This window comes from Proteus mirabilis HI4320 (assembly GCF_000069965.1).
In the GTDB taxonomy this organism is placed as follows: Bacteria; Pseudomonadota; Gammaproteobacteria; order Enterobacterales; family Enterobacteriaceae; genus Proteus; species Proteus mirabilis.
This window is the reverse complement of sequence record NC_010554.1, coordinates 3,410,006-3,424,851: the sequence shown is the minus strand read 5'-3', so window position 1 is coordinate 3,424,851 and position 14,846 is coordinate 3,410,006. Positions and strand designations below refer to the sequence as shown.

The 14,846-nt window shown below is 41.2% G+C and carries 11 protein-coding genes; 8 read left to right on the top strand and 3 right to left on the bottom strand.

Annotated features, from left to right (window positions below; all coding sequences use genetic code 11):
• Nucleotides 1-13 precede the first annotated feature (13 nt).
• Nucleotides 14-775, top strand: a complete 762-nt coding sequence (locus PMI_RS15410) for a GNAT family N-acetyltransferase (protein WP_004249959.1) — start codon at nt 14-16, stop codon at nt 773-775.
• Here PMI_RS15410 and fdhD read toward each other — a convergent pair.
• Nucleotides 772-1,602, bottom strand: coding sequence for a formate dehydrogenase accessory sulfurtransferase FdhD (gene fdhD / locus PMI_RS15405; protein ID WP_004246534.1), 831 nt, complete (start codon nt 1,600-1,602; stop codon nt 772-774). The genes PMI_RS15410 and fdhD overlap by 4 nt on opposite strands.
• Before the next feature lie 179 nt (nt 1,603-1,781).
• On the opposite strand from fdhD, the gene fdnG reads away from it, so the two are divergent.
• The 7 genes from fdnG (at nt 1,782) to PMI_RS15365 (ending at nt 12,575) form a co-directional block, all read left to right on the top strand.
• On the top strand, nt 1,782-4,829 hold the full coding sequence (fdnG, locus tag PMI_RS15395) for a formate dehydrogenase-N subunit alpha (protein ID WP_086935855.1): 3,048 nt from the start codon (nt 1,782-1,784) through the stop codon (nt 4,827-4,829).
• A gap of 11 nt (nt 4,830-4,840) precedes the next feature.
• Nucleotides 4,841-5,779 carry a formate dehydrogenase subunit beta gene (fdxH, locus tag PMI_RS15390; RefSeq protein WP_004246537.1) on the top strand — a complete coding sequence of 313 codons (939 nt, stop codon included), beginning with the start codon at nt 4,841-4,843 and terminating at the stop codon, nt 5,777-5,779.
• Nucleotides 5,776-6,432, top strand: coding sequence for a formate dehydrogenase cytochrome b556 subunit (fdoI, locus tag PMI_RS15385; RefSeq protein WP_004246538.1), 657 nt, complete (start codon nt 5,776-5,778; stop codon nt 6,430-6,432). Before fdxH ends, fdoI begins: the two co-directional genes overlap by 4 nt.
• Nucleotides 6,433-6,630: 198 nt before the next feature.
• Nucleotides 6,631-7,551, top strand: a complete 921-nt coding sequence (fdhE, locus tag PMI_RS15380) for a formate dehydrogenase accessory protein FdhE (protein ID WP_004246539.1) — start codon at nt 6,631-6,633, stop codon at nt 7,549-7,551.
• 15 nt (nt 7,552-7,566) lie between these two features.
• The gene (selA, locus tag PMI_RS15375; protein WP_012368627.1) at nt 7,567-8,958 is read left to right on the top strand and encodes an L-seryl-tRNA(Sec) selenium transferase; all 1,392 of its coding nucleotides are present in this window, start codon (nt 7,567-7,569) and stop codon (nt 8,956-8,958) included.
• Nucleotides 8,955-10,817 carry a selenocysteine-specific translation elongation factor gene (selB, locus tag PMI_RS15370; RefSeq protein ID WP_012368626.1) on the top strand — a complete coding sequence of 621 codons (1,863 nt, stop codon included), beginning with the start codon at nt 8,955-8,957 and terminating at the stop codon, nt 10,815-10,817. Before selA ends, selB begins: the two co-directional genes overlap by 4 nt.
• A 108-nt stretch (nt 10,818-10,925) precedes the next feature.
• The gene (locus tag PMI_RS15365) at nt 10,926-12,575 is read left to right on the top strand and encodes an LTA synthase family protein (RefSeq protein WP_012368625.1); all 1,650 of its coding nucleotides are present in this window, start codon (nt 10,926-10,928) and stop codon (nt 12,573-12,575) included.
• A 138-nt stretch (nt 12,576-12,713) separates the two neighbouring features.
• Here PMI_RS15365 and PMI_RS15360 read toward each other — a convergent pair whose 3' ends face one another.
• Together PMI_RS15360 and galU are read right to left on the bottom strand one after the other, a co-directional pair.
• Entirely contained in the window at nt 12,714-13,751 is a 1,038-nt protein-coding gene (locus tag PMI_RS15360; RefSeq protein WP_012368624.1) for a family 8 glycosyl hydrolase, read from the bottom strand.
• Nucleotides 13,752-13,824: 73 nt separating this feature from the next.
• Nucleotides 13,825-14,787: a UTP--glucose-1-phosphate uridylyltransferase GalU gene (gene galU, locus PMI_RS15355; RefSeq protein ID WP_004249967.1), complete on the bottom strand. Its 963-nt coding sequence runs from the start codon at nt 14,785-14,787 to the stop codon at nt 13,825-13,827.
• Between the last annotated feature and the right edge of the window lie 59 nt (nt 14,788-14,846).

The window sequence follows — 14,846 nt, the reverse complement described above, 5'->3', positions numbered from 1 at the left end:
GTATATGTATATCATGAATATATTTATCACCGATTTTTACCATCGCAACGATTTGTTAGATAAAGCAGAAGCCATGATAGCCAACCATTGGCCTGCTTTTATGATGGGAACTTCTGTTGATGATAGCTATTGGGAACGCTTATATGATGTGCCTTTTTCCCATTACCAATTTATGGCGGTATTAAAAACGCAAACAGAAGAAAAGGTTATTGGTGTAATTAACTCCATTGCGTTACCTTGGCAAACCAACTCTCTCAACGATTTACCAGATGAAGGTTGGGATCGTGTTTTTCAGCTAGGCATGGAGGCTGAAGAACAACAATTACCTTGCCATCTTATTTCTGCTTTGTCGGTTACTATCGATCATCATTATCGGGGGAAAGGTATTGCTCAACGCTTAATTAATACCTTAAAGGAGCATGCAAAAAAACAAGGTTACCTCGGTGTTGCTGTACCTGTACGCCCTACATTAAAACATTGTTATCCATTGCACTCTTTTGCTGAATATTGCCAATGGAAAAACGATAATGATGAGCCCTTTGATCCTTGGATACGTACACATTGGCGCTTAGGTGCCACCACGATCAAAATTGCCCCACAGTCTATGAAAATTGAAGCACCGACAGAAAAATGGCAACAATGGACTTCATTACGATTTCCTGTCAGTGGTGACTACACCATTCCTATGGGGCTGGCACCGTTAAATATCGATATTCAACGTCAATATGGTGTCTATCTGGAACCCAACCTTTGGATGTTTCACCACATACGTTAATCAGTGAGTCGTTGTGGATGAGTAAAAACAGTTGCTCTTCCACGGCGACAAAAACCCACCAGCGTCAAATTATATTGATTCGCCACTTCAACGGCGAGTGAGGTAGCAGCGGAAACCGCAAATAAAATTTCGGCACCACACATTGCTGATTTTTGCACCATTTCATAACTTGCACGACTTGATACTAATATTGCACCCTCTGTCCACTTTTGTTGTGTTTTTAAGCCAATCAACTTATCAAGAGCTACATGGCGCCCGACATCTTCGCAACCGCCTTGTAATTGCCCCTCAGGAGATAGCCAAGCTGCGGCATGAGTACATCCTGTTAGCTCGCCAATTTCCTGTACGGTTTTTAGTTGCTCGAGTGCGTTATCAAGCAAAGAGAGTGAAAATGTTTGTGTAAAAGGTAATGGCGCTATAGGGCGAAAAATTTCTGCTAATTGTTCTGTACCACAAATACCGCATCCGGTGCGCCCCGCCATACTACGACGTCGCTCTTTTAATTGCATAAAGCGCCGACTTGATAATTCTATTTGTACTTCTGTGCCACCATGGCAACTTTCAACGATTTCAATACTGCGAATTTCGTTAGAAGATCCTATAATGCCTTCAGATAAGGAAAATCCGACAGCAAATAACTCTAAATTTTTAGGGCTTGCCATCATAACAACGTGAGATATTCCGTTGTACACTAATGCAACTGGAACTTCGAGTGCAATATAATCCTGCTCTGCTTGGTTAAGGGAGCCTTTGTGTTGCACAGTTGTTTGATCTATGCCAACAATTACACGTTTAGTTAACAAGTTTGTCGATTTTGTTTCATCCATAAGATGAATTCCTAATTTTATTAATACATAATAACAATACGGGTAAAACGATTTTACACTACCTATCAGGCAATGAACCTGATCCTATTAAGGATAATAGGAATAAAAAAACAATCAGCTCCTGTTTTCGTGAAGAAAATCAGAGTCAGTAAAAGCAATGTATGATGAGGAGAGACCCCATGCAGGTCAGCAGAAGACAGTTCTTTAAGATCTGTGCTGGCGGTATGGCAGGTACTACAGCGGCTGCCTTAGGTTTTGCACCCGCTGTTGCGTTAGCAGGCTCACGTCAGTATAAATTACTGCGTGCCCGTGAAACTCGCAATACCTGTACGTACTGTTCTGTCGGTTGTGGACTATTAATGTATAGTCTGGGCGATGGCGCGAAAAACGCAAAAGAAACCATATTCCATATTGAAGGTGATCCTGACCACCCAGTAAACCGTGGTGCACTTTGTCCTAAAGGTGCTGGTCTCGTTGATTTTATCCATAGTAAAGGCCGTTTACAATATCCTGAATATCGTGCTCCCGGCTCAGATAAATGGGTAAAACTTTCATGGGAAGAGACCTTTGATCGTATCGCACGCTTAATGAAAAAAGATCGCGATGCCAACTTCGAAAAATTCAATAAAGAAGGTGTTGAAGTAAACCGTTGGTTATCAACGGGGATGCTTTGTGCCTCCGCAGCAAGTAACGAAACAGGCTTTTTGACCCAGAAATTCTCAAGAGCACTTGGGATGCTGGCTGTCGACAACCAAGCGCGTGTCTGACACGGACCAACGGTAGCAAGTCTTGCTCCAACATTTGGTCGCGGTGCGATGACCAACCACTGGGTTGATATGAAAAATGCCAACCTTATCGTCGTTATGGGCGGTAATGCGGCTGAAGCACACCCTGTCGGTTTCCGCTGGGCAATGGAAGCTAAAATCCATAATAAAGCCAAGTTAATTGTGATTGATCCTCGCTTCACACGTACTGCGTCTGTTGCGGATTTCTATACGCCTATTCGTTCAGGTACAGATATCACCTTCTTATCGGGGGTTATCTTATATCTGCTCGAAAATAAAAAATATCAAAAAGAGTACGTTGAGGCTTATACCAATGCCAGCTTGATTGTGCGCGAAGATTACCATTTTGATGATGGTCTCTTTAGTGGTTACGATCCTGAAAAACGTCAATATGATAAAACCACTTGGAATTACGAGATGGATGAAAATGGTTTCGCTAAACGCGACACCACGCTTCAACATCCTCGTTGTGTCTGGAATCTATTAAAAGAACACGTTAGTCGCTACACACCTGATGTGGTCACTCAGATTTGCGGTACACCAAAAGAAGATTTCTTAAAAGTCTGTGAATATATTGCTGAAACAGCAGCGAAAGATAAAACAGCCTCTTTCCTGTATGCATTAGGCTGGACTCAACACACTGTTGGTGCACAAAACATTCGTACTATGGCGATGATCCAATTACTGTTAGGTAATATGGGTATGGCAGGTGGCGGTGTTAATGCTCTACGTGGTCACTCTAATATTCAAGGCTTAACAGATCTTGGTCTGTTATCACAAAGCTTACCGGGTTACCTAACCTTGCCTTCTGAAAAGCAAACATCGTTAGAAACCTATTTAGCAGCCAATACGCCAAAACCGACCGTCCAAGGGCAGGTTAACTACTGGGGTAACTATCCTAAATTCTTCGTCAGTATGATGAAGACATTTTATGGTGATCATGCTCAACGTGATAACGATTGGGGATTCTCACTATTACCTAAATGGGATAAACCATACGACGTTCTGCAATATTTCGAAATGATGGATAAAGGTGAAGTCAATGGCTATATCTGCCAAGGCTTTAACCCTGTAGCTTCATTCCCGAATAAGAACAAAGTGATCCGTTCATTATCAAAACTGAAATTCCTTATCACCATGGATCCGTTAAATACAGAAACATCTTGTTTCTGGCAAAACCACGGTGAAGAGAATGATGTGAAAACAGCAGATATCCAAACTGAAGTTTTCCGTCTACCTACGACTTGTTTTGCTGAAGAGAACGGCTCTATTGTTAACTCAGGACGCTGGTTACAATGGCACTGGAAAGGTGCTGATGCCCCAGGAATTGCACTGCCTGATGGTGAAATTCTCTCAGGTATTTTCCATCGTTTACGCCAACTTTATAAAGAAGAAGGTGGCGCAATGCCTGAGCAGGTGTTGAATATGACTTGGGATTACTTTGATCCTAATAATCCAACATCTGAAGAAGTGGCTCAAGAGAGCAATGGTAAAGCCCTTGTCGACTTAAAAGACGCTGATGGCAATATCATTTTGAAGAAAGGTCAGCAACTAAGCTCATTTGCTCAGTTACGTGATGATGGTACAACGGCAAGTGGCTGTTGGATCTTCGCGGGTAGCTGGACAGAAAACGGCAACCAAATGGCTAACCGTGATAACTCAGACCCATCAGGTTTGGGTAACACATTAGGTTGGGCGTGGGCATGGCCTTTAAACCGTCGCATTATTTACAACCGTGCATCAGCAGATCCACAAGGTCAACCATGGGATCCAAAACGCAAGTTAATCGAATGGGATGGTAGCAAATGGACAGGTATTGATGTACCTGACTATAGCAATGCCGCACCAGGCTCTGATGTTGGTCCATTTATTATGCAACCTGAAGGTATGGGGCGTTTATTCGCTATCGACAAGATGGCAGAAGGTCCATTCCCTGAACACTATGAGCCAATTGAAACCCCATTAGGTACCAACCCACTGCATCCAAATGTTGTTTCAAACCCAGCAGCACGTGTGTTTAAAGATGACTGGGAAGAGATGGGTAAAGCAGAAGAGTTCCCATATGTAGGTACGACTTACCGTCTGACTGAGCATTTCCACTTCTGGACAAAACATGCGCTGTTAAATGCCATTATTCAGCCTCAACAATTTATCGAAATCGGTGAACGGTTAGCGGCAGAAAAAGGTATTTCTCAAGGTGACACCGTTAAAGTCAGTTCCAAACGTGGTTACATTAAAGCAAAAGCTGTAGTGACCAAACGTATTAGAACACTTGATGTTGATGGTCGCAAAGTGGATACCATTGGTATTCCGATCCACTGGGGTTTTGAAGGGGTTGCGGTTAAAGGCTTTATTGCTAATACCCTAACGCCATTCGTCGGTGATGCAAATACACAAACGCCAGAATTTAAAGCGTTCCTTGTTAATGTGGAAAAGGTGTAAGGAGATAAATTATGTCACTGCAATCACAAGACATTATTCGTCGCTCTGCCACCAATTCCCTTACTCCCGCACCACAAGTGCGGGATTACAAGGAAGAAGTGGCAAAACTTATCGACGTTACCACCTGTATTGGTTGTAAAGCCTGTCAGGTTGCTTGTTCTGAATGGAACGATATCCGCGATAAAATTGGTACTAACGTCGGTGTTTATGACAACCCAACGGACTTAACGGCTAAATCATGGACAGTGATGCGTTTCTCTGAAGTTGAAGAGAATGGCAAATTGGAATGGTTGATCCGTAAAGATGGTTGTATGCATTGTGCTGATCCGGGCTGTTTAAAAGCATGTCCTGCAGAAGGCGCTATCATTCAATATGCTAACGGTATTGTGGACTTCCAATCTGAGCACTGTATCGGATGTGGTTACTGTATTGCTGGTTGTCCTTTTAACGTACCGCGTATTAATGAAGAAGATAACCGTGCTTATAAATGCACCTTGTGTGTAGACCGTGTTGAAGTGGGTCAAGAGCCGGCTTGTGTTAAAACCTGTCCGACTGGTGCTATCCATTTTGGCTCAAAAGAGTCGATGATTAATCTTGCCAATGAACGTGTTACAGAGTTACAAACTCGTGGTTATGACAACGCTGGACTCTACGATCCACAAGGCGTTGGTGGCACACACGTTATGTACGTGCTTCATCACGCGGATAAACCCAACCTGTACCATGGTTTACCAGAAAACCCAGAAATTAGCTCAACGGTTAAATTCTGGAAAGGTATTTGGAAACCATTAGCGGCGGTTGGTTTTGCTGCTACATTTGCAGGTGCTATCTTCCACTACTTAGGTGTTGGCCCTAACCGCACCACCGAAGAAGATGAAGAAGCGGCACAAAAAGAGATGGAAGCATCTTCTAAAACACAGACCTCTGTGAATAAGGAGGAGCAAAAATGATGAAGAAGAAAGGTGATAAAATTCTTCGCCATACCGCATCAGAGCGAATTAATCACTGGGTTGTTGTGATTGTATTTCTATTCACAGCCATCAGTGGTTTGGGTTTCTTCTTCCCATCTCTGAACTGGTTTATGAACATTTTAGGTACGCCTCAACTGTCACGTTTACTTCACCCATTTGTGGGGAGTGCGATGGCGATTTTGTTTATCTTTATGTTCTTCAGATACCTGAAGTACAACTTTATTGATAAAGATGACTTAGTTTGGGCTAAAAATATTCATAAAGTGCTAAAAAATGAAGAAGCGGGTGATATTGGTCACTATAACTTAGGTCAGAAAGGCATTTACTGGGCATTATCTATCAGTTTGATCCTGCTGACGGTCAGTGGCATCATCATCTGGCGTCCTTATTTTGCTGAATATTTCTCCATTCCGGTGATTCGTATTGCATTGCTGGTGCACTCATTTGCCGCAATCTTACTAATTATTACCGTTATCGTTCACGCTTATGCAGCGTTTTGGGTGAAAGGCTCAATTCGTAGCATGGTTGAAGGTTGGGTGACTCGCGGTTGGGCGAAAAAACACCATCCTCGCTGGTATCGTGAAGTACTGGAAGAAGAGAAAAAAGAAGCCGAAAAGCAGTCACAGAAATAATGCACTAACGCTAATTTGCTGAACAAACGGAGGCTGACTGTTGCCTCCGTTTTTATTTTATTTACCCGATCATCTTCAAGCGTAAATAAACAAGAAATTGACTATATCCTTACCTGCTGTCATGGCTTCAAGTAAAAATTTGCATTATTCTGATGCCAATATTTGTAGGTAATACACTATGAAGGAAGATAGAACGTTATGAGTATTCGCATCGTTCCTAAAGAGCAATTAGGTAAAGAGCCATCAGAAAAAAGCATCAGCTTTATTCCACCGGTGTTATTCCCTAATTTAAAAAACCTCTACCAACGTCGTGCTGAACGTTTTCAAGCATTAGCCAAAGACAATCCTTTCGCTGATTATCTTGAATTTGCTGCCGAAATTGCCTTAGCACAAGAAAAAGCATTACATGATAACCCGCTTGAATTAGATTTAACCCCGTTACTTTCTCAACAAACGGGTATAGCGCCGTTAGATAAAAAGACCTTTAAGCGTAGTAAGCATTGGCATGCATTACTCGCCTCAATCATTGCGGAATTACAATCCGTTGTACCTGAAAGTGCTAAAATTGCCTTAGAAAATCTCTCTAAAGCCTCTGAAACCGAATTAGAAGAGATGGCAACAGCACTATTAAACGATGAATACTCAAAAGTTTCCGCTGATAAATCAGTGTTTATTTGGGCGGCATTATCACTTTACTGGGCGCAACTGGCGGCAAACATTCCCGGTAAAGCGAAAACAGAATATGGCGAAAATCGCCAATTTTGCCCCGTTTGTAACAGTATGCCTGTATCGAGTATGGTACAAATTGGCACCACTCAAGGACTGCGTTATTTACACTGTAATTTATGTGAAACCGAATGGCACGTGGTACGTATAAAATGTACTAATTGTGAACTAACGGGCAAATTAAATTACTGGTCTCTTGATAGTGAAAATGCGCCAGTCAAAGCAGAAAGCTGTGGCGATTGTGGTAGTTATTTAAAAATTTTATACCAAGAAAAAGATGCTAACGTCGATGCTGTAGCTGACGATTTAGCCTCCCTTATTCTTGATGCAAAAATGGAAGAAGAAGGTTTTGCACGCAGTAGTATTAACCCCCTTCTATTCCCCAATGAATAATAATTAGGTATTAACATGACACATGATACGCGTTCACTTTACAGTCAACTGTCATCGATAGACAGTTTGCTCCATCAGGCTGACATTCAAACTTTAGTTGATGGTTATGGGCAGACCTTTATCGTTGAACATTTACGCAAACTACAAGAAGAAGCGCGTATCATTATTCGACAAAATAATCAGTTACCGCAATGGCATGATAATTGGGCGGAAGAATTAAAAAATCGTATTGCATTACAACGAAAAGCCGCCATAAAACCGGTTTTTAATTTAACAGGGACGGTATTACACACCAATTTAGGTCGTGCGTTAATGGCAGAGTCAGCGATTGAAGCGGTAAGCCAAGTCATGCGCTCTCCGGCAACATTAGAATACTCCCTTGATGGTGCTTCTCGAGGACATCGTGATCGAGCTATTGCCGATCTGTTATGTGAATTAACTGGCGCCGAAGATGCTTGTATTGTTAATAATAATGCAGCTGCCGTTTTATTAATGCTGGCCACCGTCGCACCAGATAAAGAAGTGGTTGTTTCTCGTGGCGAATTAGTTGAAATCGGCGGTGCTTTTCGTATTCCTGATGTGATGTGCCAAGCGGGATGTCGTTTAAAAGAGGTGGGAACCACTAACCGTACCCATCTAAAAGATTACCGTAATGCGATTAACGAAAATACTGGGTTGCTAATGAAAGTTCATACCAGCAACTACAGCATTCAAGGCTTTACCGCTGAAGTTGAAGGTACACAACTTGCTGCGCTGGGTAAAGAGATGAATTTACCCACCGCCATAGACTTAGGCAGTGGCTCTATGACCAATTTGGCTGCACTGGGTTTACCTAGCGAGCCGATGCCACAGGACTATTTGCAACAGGGTATAGATTTAGTCACTTTTTCAGGAGATAAACTATTAGGTGGCCCACAAGCAGGAATTATTCTAGGTAAAAAAGCGTGGATAGAAGCCATCCAACATCACCCTCTAAAACGAGCGTTACGTGTCGATAAAATGACATTGGCAGCATTAGATGCCACCTTAAGACTTTATCAACAACCTGAAAAAATGATCAAGGATATCCCGACATTACGTTTACTCACTCGTACACAAACCGAAATTCATGATATGGCGCAACGGTTACTTCCTCATTTTCAGGCATATTATGGCGATAACTACCATATCACAATATCCTCATGTGCTTCGCAAATAGGAAGTGGCTCGTTACCGATTGAAAGCTTACCCAGTGCAGCCCTTACCTTTGCTGCCAAAGATGGGAAAGGAAGTCAATTAGATGCCCTTGCGGCACATTGGCGTAACCTAGAAAAACCTATTATCGGCCGTATTACGGATGGTCGCTTATGGCTCGACCTACGTTGTCTTGAGGATGAAAATGCATTAATACAGGCTCTATCACTATGATTTTTGCGACAGCCGGTCACGTAGACCACGGAAAAACAACATTAATACAAGCGATCACCGGTGTAGATACAACTCACTTACCTGAAGAAAAAAAACGCGGTATGACCATCGATTTAGGTTATGCCTATTGGCCACAAACCGATGGATCAGTCATTGGTTTTGTCGATGTCCCCGGTCATGAAAAGTTTCTTTCTAATATGTTGGCCGGTATTGGGGGAATTTCTCACGCCTTATTAATTGTCGCTTGTGATGACGGTGTGATGGCACAAACTATTGAACATACAGCTATCTTACGTCTTGCCGGTTGTCCTAACATCACCGTGATCCTCACCAAAGCAGATCGTGTAGAGCCACCACGTATTGATGAAGTTAAACAGCAGATAACCACACACTTACTTAATCTAGGTTGGTCAGCACCACAAATCTTTGTCACTTCAGCCTCAACTGGCGTAGGTATCGCGCCATTACGAGACTATTTAGTTACCCTACATCAGCAAGAGCAACAACACCCTCAATGGCATAAGCGTTTTCGCTTAGCAATTGATCGTGTATTTAGTATTAAAGGTGCGGGTTTGGTGGTCACAGGTACTGCACTTGCCGGGCAAATTGCGCTAGGTGATACTTTTTGGCTAACCGGTGCAGACAAACCGGTAAGAATTAGGGCATTACATGCGCAAAATCAGCCAGTAGAACAAGCTGGTGCAGGTATGCGCATTGCGATAAATATTAGTGGTGATGTCAGTAAAGAAACGGTTTCTCGTGGTGATTGGTTACTATCACAAGCACCACTTTATCCTTCACACAAAATATTAGTCAGTCTAACAGCTGATGAATCTATTAAACATTGGCAACCGGTTCATATTCATCATGGTACACGCCATATTACAGGACGTATTGCACTATTAAATAATACCGATGAAACACCGCTATTAGCAGAGCTTATTCTTGATGAACCCTTGTGGCTGGTGGATAACGATAGACTAATTTTACGCGATATTAGTGCACAACGAACTTTAGCGGCGGCCAAAGTGCTCTGCTTACACTCTCCTCGTCGGGGTAAACGACAAGCTGAGTTTTTATCTTGGCTAAGTGCACTTGATAAAGCCAACACGGTGAGTGATAACCTCGCACTCTATTTACCCAAAGGTGAATTATTATTGACTCAATTTGCTTGGGCACAGCAACTGACGGAAACCGCACTTGATACGCTATTAACCACCTTTGATGTTATTTCTATTTCCGGCGTCGTCATTTCGAAAGCCAATGCCGAACAGGCTAAAGCAAAACTATTACGCACACTAGAAGAATATCACCAGCAACATAACGATCAAATGGGTGTGGGCCGTTCCCGTTTAAAACGTATGGCTCTTCCCACTTATCACGATGAGCTGGTTTATCACTTAATTGATCAGTTACGCCAAGAAGGTGCTATTAAGCAAACTCGAGGCTGGCTACATCTACCAACACATGGGTTAGCCTTCACAGCAGAGCAAGAGGCACTATGGCAGATTGCCAAAAACTATTTTCAACAATCAGAGCCTTGGTGGGTTCGTGATCTCGCCCATGAAATGAAAAATGATGAAAAAGTCATACGAGGCTTATTACGCAAAGCTGCTCAACTAGGTCTTATTATCCCCATTATTGCCGATCGCTATTATACTCATGATTCGATAGAAAAATTTGCCGCTATCATCGTAAAATATAACGAAACTAACGGCAGTGTAACCGCAGCCGATTTTCGTGATGAACTGGCCGTAGGTCGCAAACTTGCCGTACAAATTCTTGAGTATTTTGACCGAACAGGGTTCACTCGACGTAAAAAAGATCTTCATATCTTACGAGATAAAGGGTTATTCTAACTTAACTGGTTACTCTTTATGATTGGCTGGATATGAGCATTCAGCCAATTAAGGTATTCTTCGCTTGTCTTTATCAATAAACTTTTAATCACTATGCTCGGAAGAGATATGAAAAAATTATCAGGGCGTATATATCTTGCGCTTGTTCTTATTGCTTCATTATTTATTGTCTTTGAGAAAGCTTCTCTAATTTATACCGCACTACTGTCTGTCAGTGTTTATTTTATTATTTTTACGCTGTGTTTTGTTTTATCGTCCCGCGCGCTATTCTCGGCAATCACAACAGGGACACTCTTTATCATTATCAAGTTTATCAATCAGCTTAAAGTCCACTATTATAAAGAGTCACTGCTATTTTCAGATTTTAACCTTGCTTTTGATAGCTCAAATTTAGGCACCTTAACGCAGTATTGGGAAGCCGGTGTCGCGATTATTGCCATGGCTATTTGGCTAATCATTAATATGGTTACCGCGTGGCGTTTCTCCCGTAAATCACCTATTGCTACACGCCTAAGTAGCTTATTACTCATTATTATTGGCCTTACAACTATTCATTTTACAGTCAATAAATGGCAATCGGAGTGGGAAGGTACGCTTCCCGGTGGTCGAGGAACTGTGACTAATTTAATTATGTCGGGTTATCAAACGGCTTATCATCCCCCTTACTATGCACAAAGTGCAGACTACTTTATCGAGCAAGCCAACCGTGTGGTCTTACCGGAAACACAAACCGAGGTAAAACCCGATATTGTTGTATTACTACAAGAATCTACCGTAAACCCAAGCATTTACCAATTTGATAAAAACGTGGATTTGCCCGATCTTTTTATGTTTAAAAAAGATGAAGGTGTCAGTGCCCAAAGCCCATTACGAGTACAAACCTTTGGTGGAGGAACTTGGCTTTCTGAATTCTCAGTATTAACCGGTCTAAATACCGATGATTTTGGTGCGCGTAAAAACTCTGTGTTCTATTTTGTGGTTGATAAACTCAATGAAAGTTTATTCCGCCAACTCAAATCTCAAGGGTATTACACCGTACTGCTCACCCCTTTTAATCGTAACGCCTATCACGCGGGATATGCTTATGAAAAATTAGGGGTAGATGAGATTATCCAGCCACAAGAATTGGGTTATCCGGGGAGTTTAGAAGAGAATTTATGGACTATCCCTACCCAAGATATGATTAATTATCTAAAAGAAATCTTAAAAACACATACAGATAAGCCATTATTTATCTTTTCTTTAACTATGTATGAGCATGGCCCTTATAAAGGCTCACATAGTGATGATTATCAATTAGCTGGTCAGACAGAAAGCCCTGATGCACCGGGTAAATTTAGCCACTATATGGAAAAAATTATTGCCAGTGATCCGGCTATTGAAGATTTTTCTCACTTTGTCGCAAATAGAGAGCGCCCCACTCTGTTTCTTTATTTTGGTGATCATCAACCTAATATTGACCTAAAAAATTATCAATCACCTTTTAGTGATCCAGCACATATTACCCAATTCACCTTAAGGGATAATTTAACGCAAGGTGCAACCCTTTCTACTGGAGAATTAACGGATATTAATTTTTTAGGGGGAATGTTGTTAGAGCGCGCTCGTTTACCTTTATCACCTTACTATAAAGCCAATATTCAAATGCGTCATTTATGCCAAGGCAAATTAAATGATTGTGAGGATGAAAAATTAGTTAATAGTTATAAGAACTATATTTATGACAAATTAAACGTTGCCGGTGGCAAAGATAATTAATTTTCAAATTTACTGATAAAAGGTGATCGGGATTAGTAATCTGTAACAACACGATTATTGACTCGTCCTGATATCGAACAAAAAAGAGGCTGATAACTAGCCTCTTTTTATTTTAATGGTTATATCCACCGGGGCTAATTAATAGTCATTGTGATTATTCTGCGCAAAGGCGGCTAATAAATGTAAGGCTGAAGAGTAATAATCCGTATCCTTAGTTAAATCAACATTTTCAATTACTGTTTTCATTGTCAGATCTCTTACCGCCATCATACCTGGCGTTAAGTTATAATCAGCGCGCTCTTTACCATCAATACTGATCCACGCAGGCGTCTTATCACGATCAAATTGTTGCCAATAATTCACAAAAGGTTGTAATGCGAGTTTATCTTGTGCCCATGCTAAATAAAGAGGAATGCGAATAGCATCAAAACTAAATCGTGCTGGCCATTTTTCACTCGGGGCAAGATGACCATCAGGGTATAAACTTACCCAATCACTTGGTAATTTATATTTACCAAAACGCATTTTTCTTAATAAGGATTGGCTATCGTTAATTAAATTTTTCCAGCGGCTATCATGACTAACTCGATAGAAATCTTTCCATGCCGGAAAGATAAAATAGGAGGGGTTAATAATAATTTCTTCGGGAGTTTTAAAGCCATTAATTCCCGGTAAGAGTACACTGTAGTTTTCTGTCTTCACTAAAGTGTGTTCAAGGATCGCATGCTGAATAGAATCTGACGCTGAAAGATAGCTTTCATCATGCCATTTTTCCCCAGCCTTTAATAATGCCCAAGCAATTAAAATATCACCATCTGTTGCATTATTAGGATCGGGTGTATGTTGGTTATTTTCGGGTTCATAACGCCATTTAAATAAGCCAAGATCACCACGATACAGCGACATTGCCGTCCAGTGCCATAATTGTGCAAAGGTTTGGCGATCGTCACTCATAACCGCCATTAACATGCCATATCCTTGACCTTCTGAGTGTGAAATATTTTGATTAGCACTGTCAATGACACGCCCCTCGGGAGTAATGTAACGCGCTTTAAATTGTTGCCATCCTGCTTGGGTTTCTGTCGCTTGTGTCATTGGGGATATCATTAACATCACACTTAGTGTTAGCAAAATACCAAGTCGATGAGTCAATCGAGATAACTGTCTTATGGACATTGTCTCTTTCTCCTTCTTTTGCCGACCGCTAAATAAACTCGGTCGGCATACTACTGATTATTGCAAAATAGCCTCAAAAAATTGTCATCACACTGTTATCGACTTCTTTTAGTGTTGGGCGATTATTGGCCATAGTTTGGGATAATACATCTTTTGCATACAACTCTTGTATCCAATGAGCGAACTCTTCTTTCAGTTCGCTATTATGTAAACCATACTCAACAAAGGCTTTCATATAACCGAGTTTATTACCACAATCATGAGATTTACCAACTAAGGTGTAAGCTTCGGCAACCTCTTTTTTCAATAAGAGATCAATAGCATCCGTTAATTGGATTTCGCCGCCAACCCCCGCAGGCAACCCATCGAGTAACGGCCAGATTTCTGCAGAGAAAACATAGCGCCCCACCACAGAAAGATTAGAAGGTGCTTGTTCTGGATTAGGTTTTTCCACAATACGACGAATAGGCGCCCAGTTACCTTGTGGACAAAAAACACCTTGGCAATCAACAATCCCATATTGATGTACTTGAGTGAGTGCGACAGGTTCAACCATAATTTGGCTACGCTCTGTTTTTTGGAAGCGTTTGATCATGGCAGATAAGTTATCATGGCAAGGATCACAGTAGTGAGAATTTAATAGCACATCGGGGAGTAACACAATAAAAGGATTATCACCAATGACAGGGTGAGCACAACAAATGGCATGCCCTAATCCTAATGCTTGCCCTTGGCGAATTTGAATAATTTTTACATTTTCAGGACAAATAGAGCGAACTTCTTTTAATAATTTATTTTTTATTCGTTGCTCTAACATATTCTCTAATTCAAAGCTGGTATCAAAATGATCAGCAATTGAATTTTTAGATGAATGTGTCACTAAAATAATTTCTTCAACACCCGCTTGTGCACACTCTTCAACAATATATTGAATTAAAGGACGATCAACTATCGGTAACATTTCTTTTGGAATGGATTTAGTTGCAGGTAACATACGTGTGCCTAATCCAGCGACAGGAATAACAGCTTTCATCATAATATACTCCTCAAATAATTATTTATATAAAAACAATACATTGTTATTAATTGAAAATA

Excerpts from the sequence above, each read along its gene's own strand:
- PMI_RS15360 (WP_012368624.1), bottom strand. The coding sequence starts at position 13,751 with ATGTCCATAAGACAGTTATCTCGATTGACTCATCGACTTGGTATTTTG.
- fdhD (WP_004246534.1), bottom strand. The coding sequence starts at position 1,602 with ATGGATGAAACAAAATCGACAAACTTGTTAACTAAACGTGTAATTGTT.
- fdhE (WP_004246539.1), top strand. The coding sequence starts at position 6,631 with ATGAGTATTCGCATCGTTCCTAAAGAGCAATTAGGTAAAGAGCCATCA.
- fdoI (WP_004246538.1), top strand. The coding sequence starts at position 5,776 with ATGATGAAGAAGAAAGGTGATAAAATTCTTCGCCATACCGCATCAGAG.
- PMI_RS15365 (WP_012368625.1), top strand. The coding sequence starts at position 10,926 with ATGAAAAAATTATCAGGGCGTATATATCTTGCGCTTGTTCTTATTGCT.
- fdxH (WP_004246537.1), top strand. The coding sequence starts at position 4,841 with ATGTCACTGCAATCACAAGACATTATTCGTCGCTCTGCCACCAATTCC.
- selB (WP_012368626.1), top strand. The coding sequence starts at position 8,955 with ATGATTTTTGCGACAGCCGGTCACGTAGACCACGGAAAAACAACATTA.
- selA (WP_012368627.1), top strand. The coding sequence starts at position 7,567 with ATGACACATGATACGCGTTCACTTTACAGTCAACTGTCATCGATAGAC.
- PMI_RS15410 (WP_004249959.1), top strand. The coding sequence starts at position 14 with ATGAATATATTTATCACCGATTTTTACCATCGCAACGATTTGTTAGAT.
- galU (WP_004249967.1), bottom strand. The coding sequence starts at position 14,787 with ATGATGAAAGCTGTTATTCCTGTCGCTGGATTAGGCACACGTATGTTA.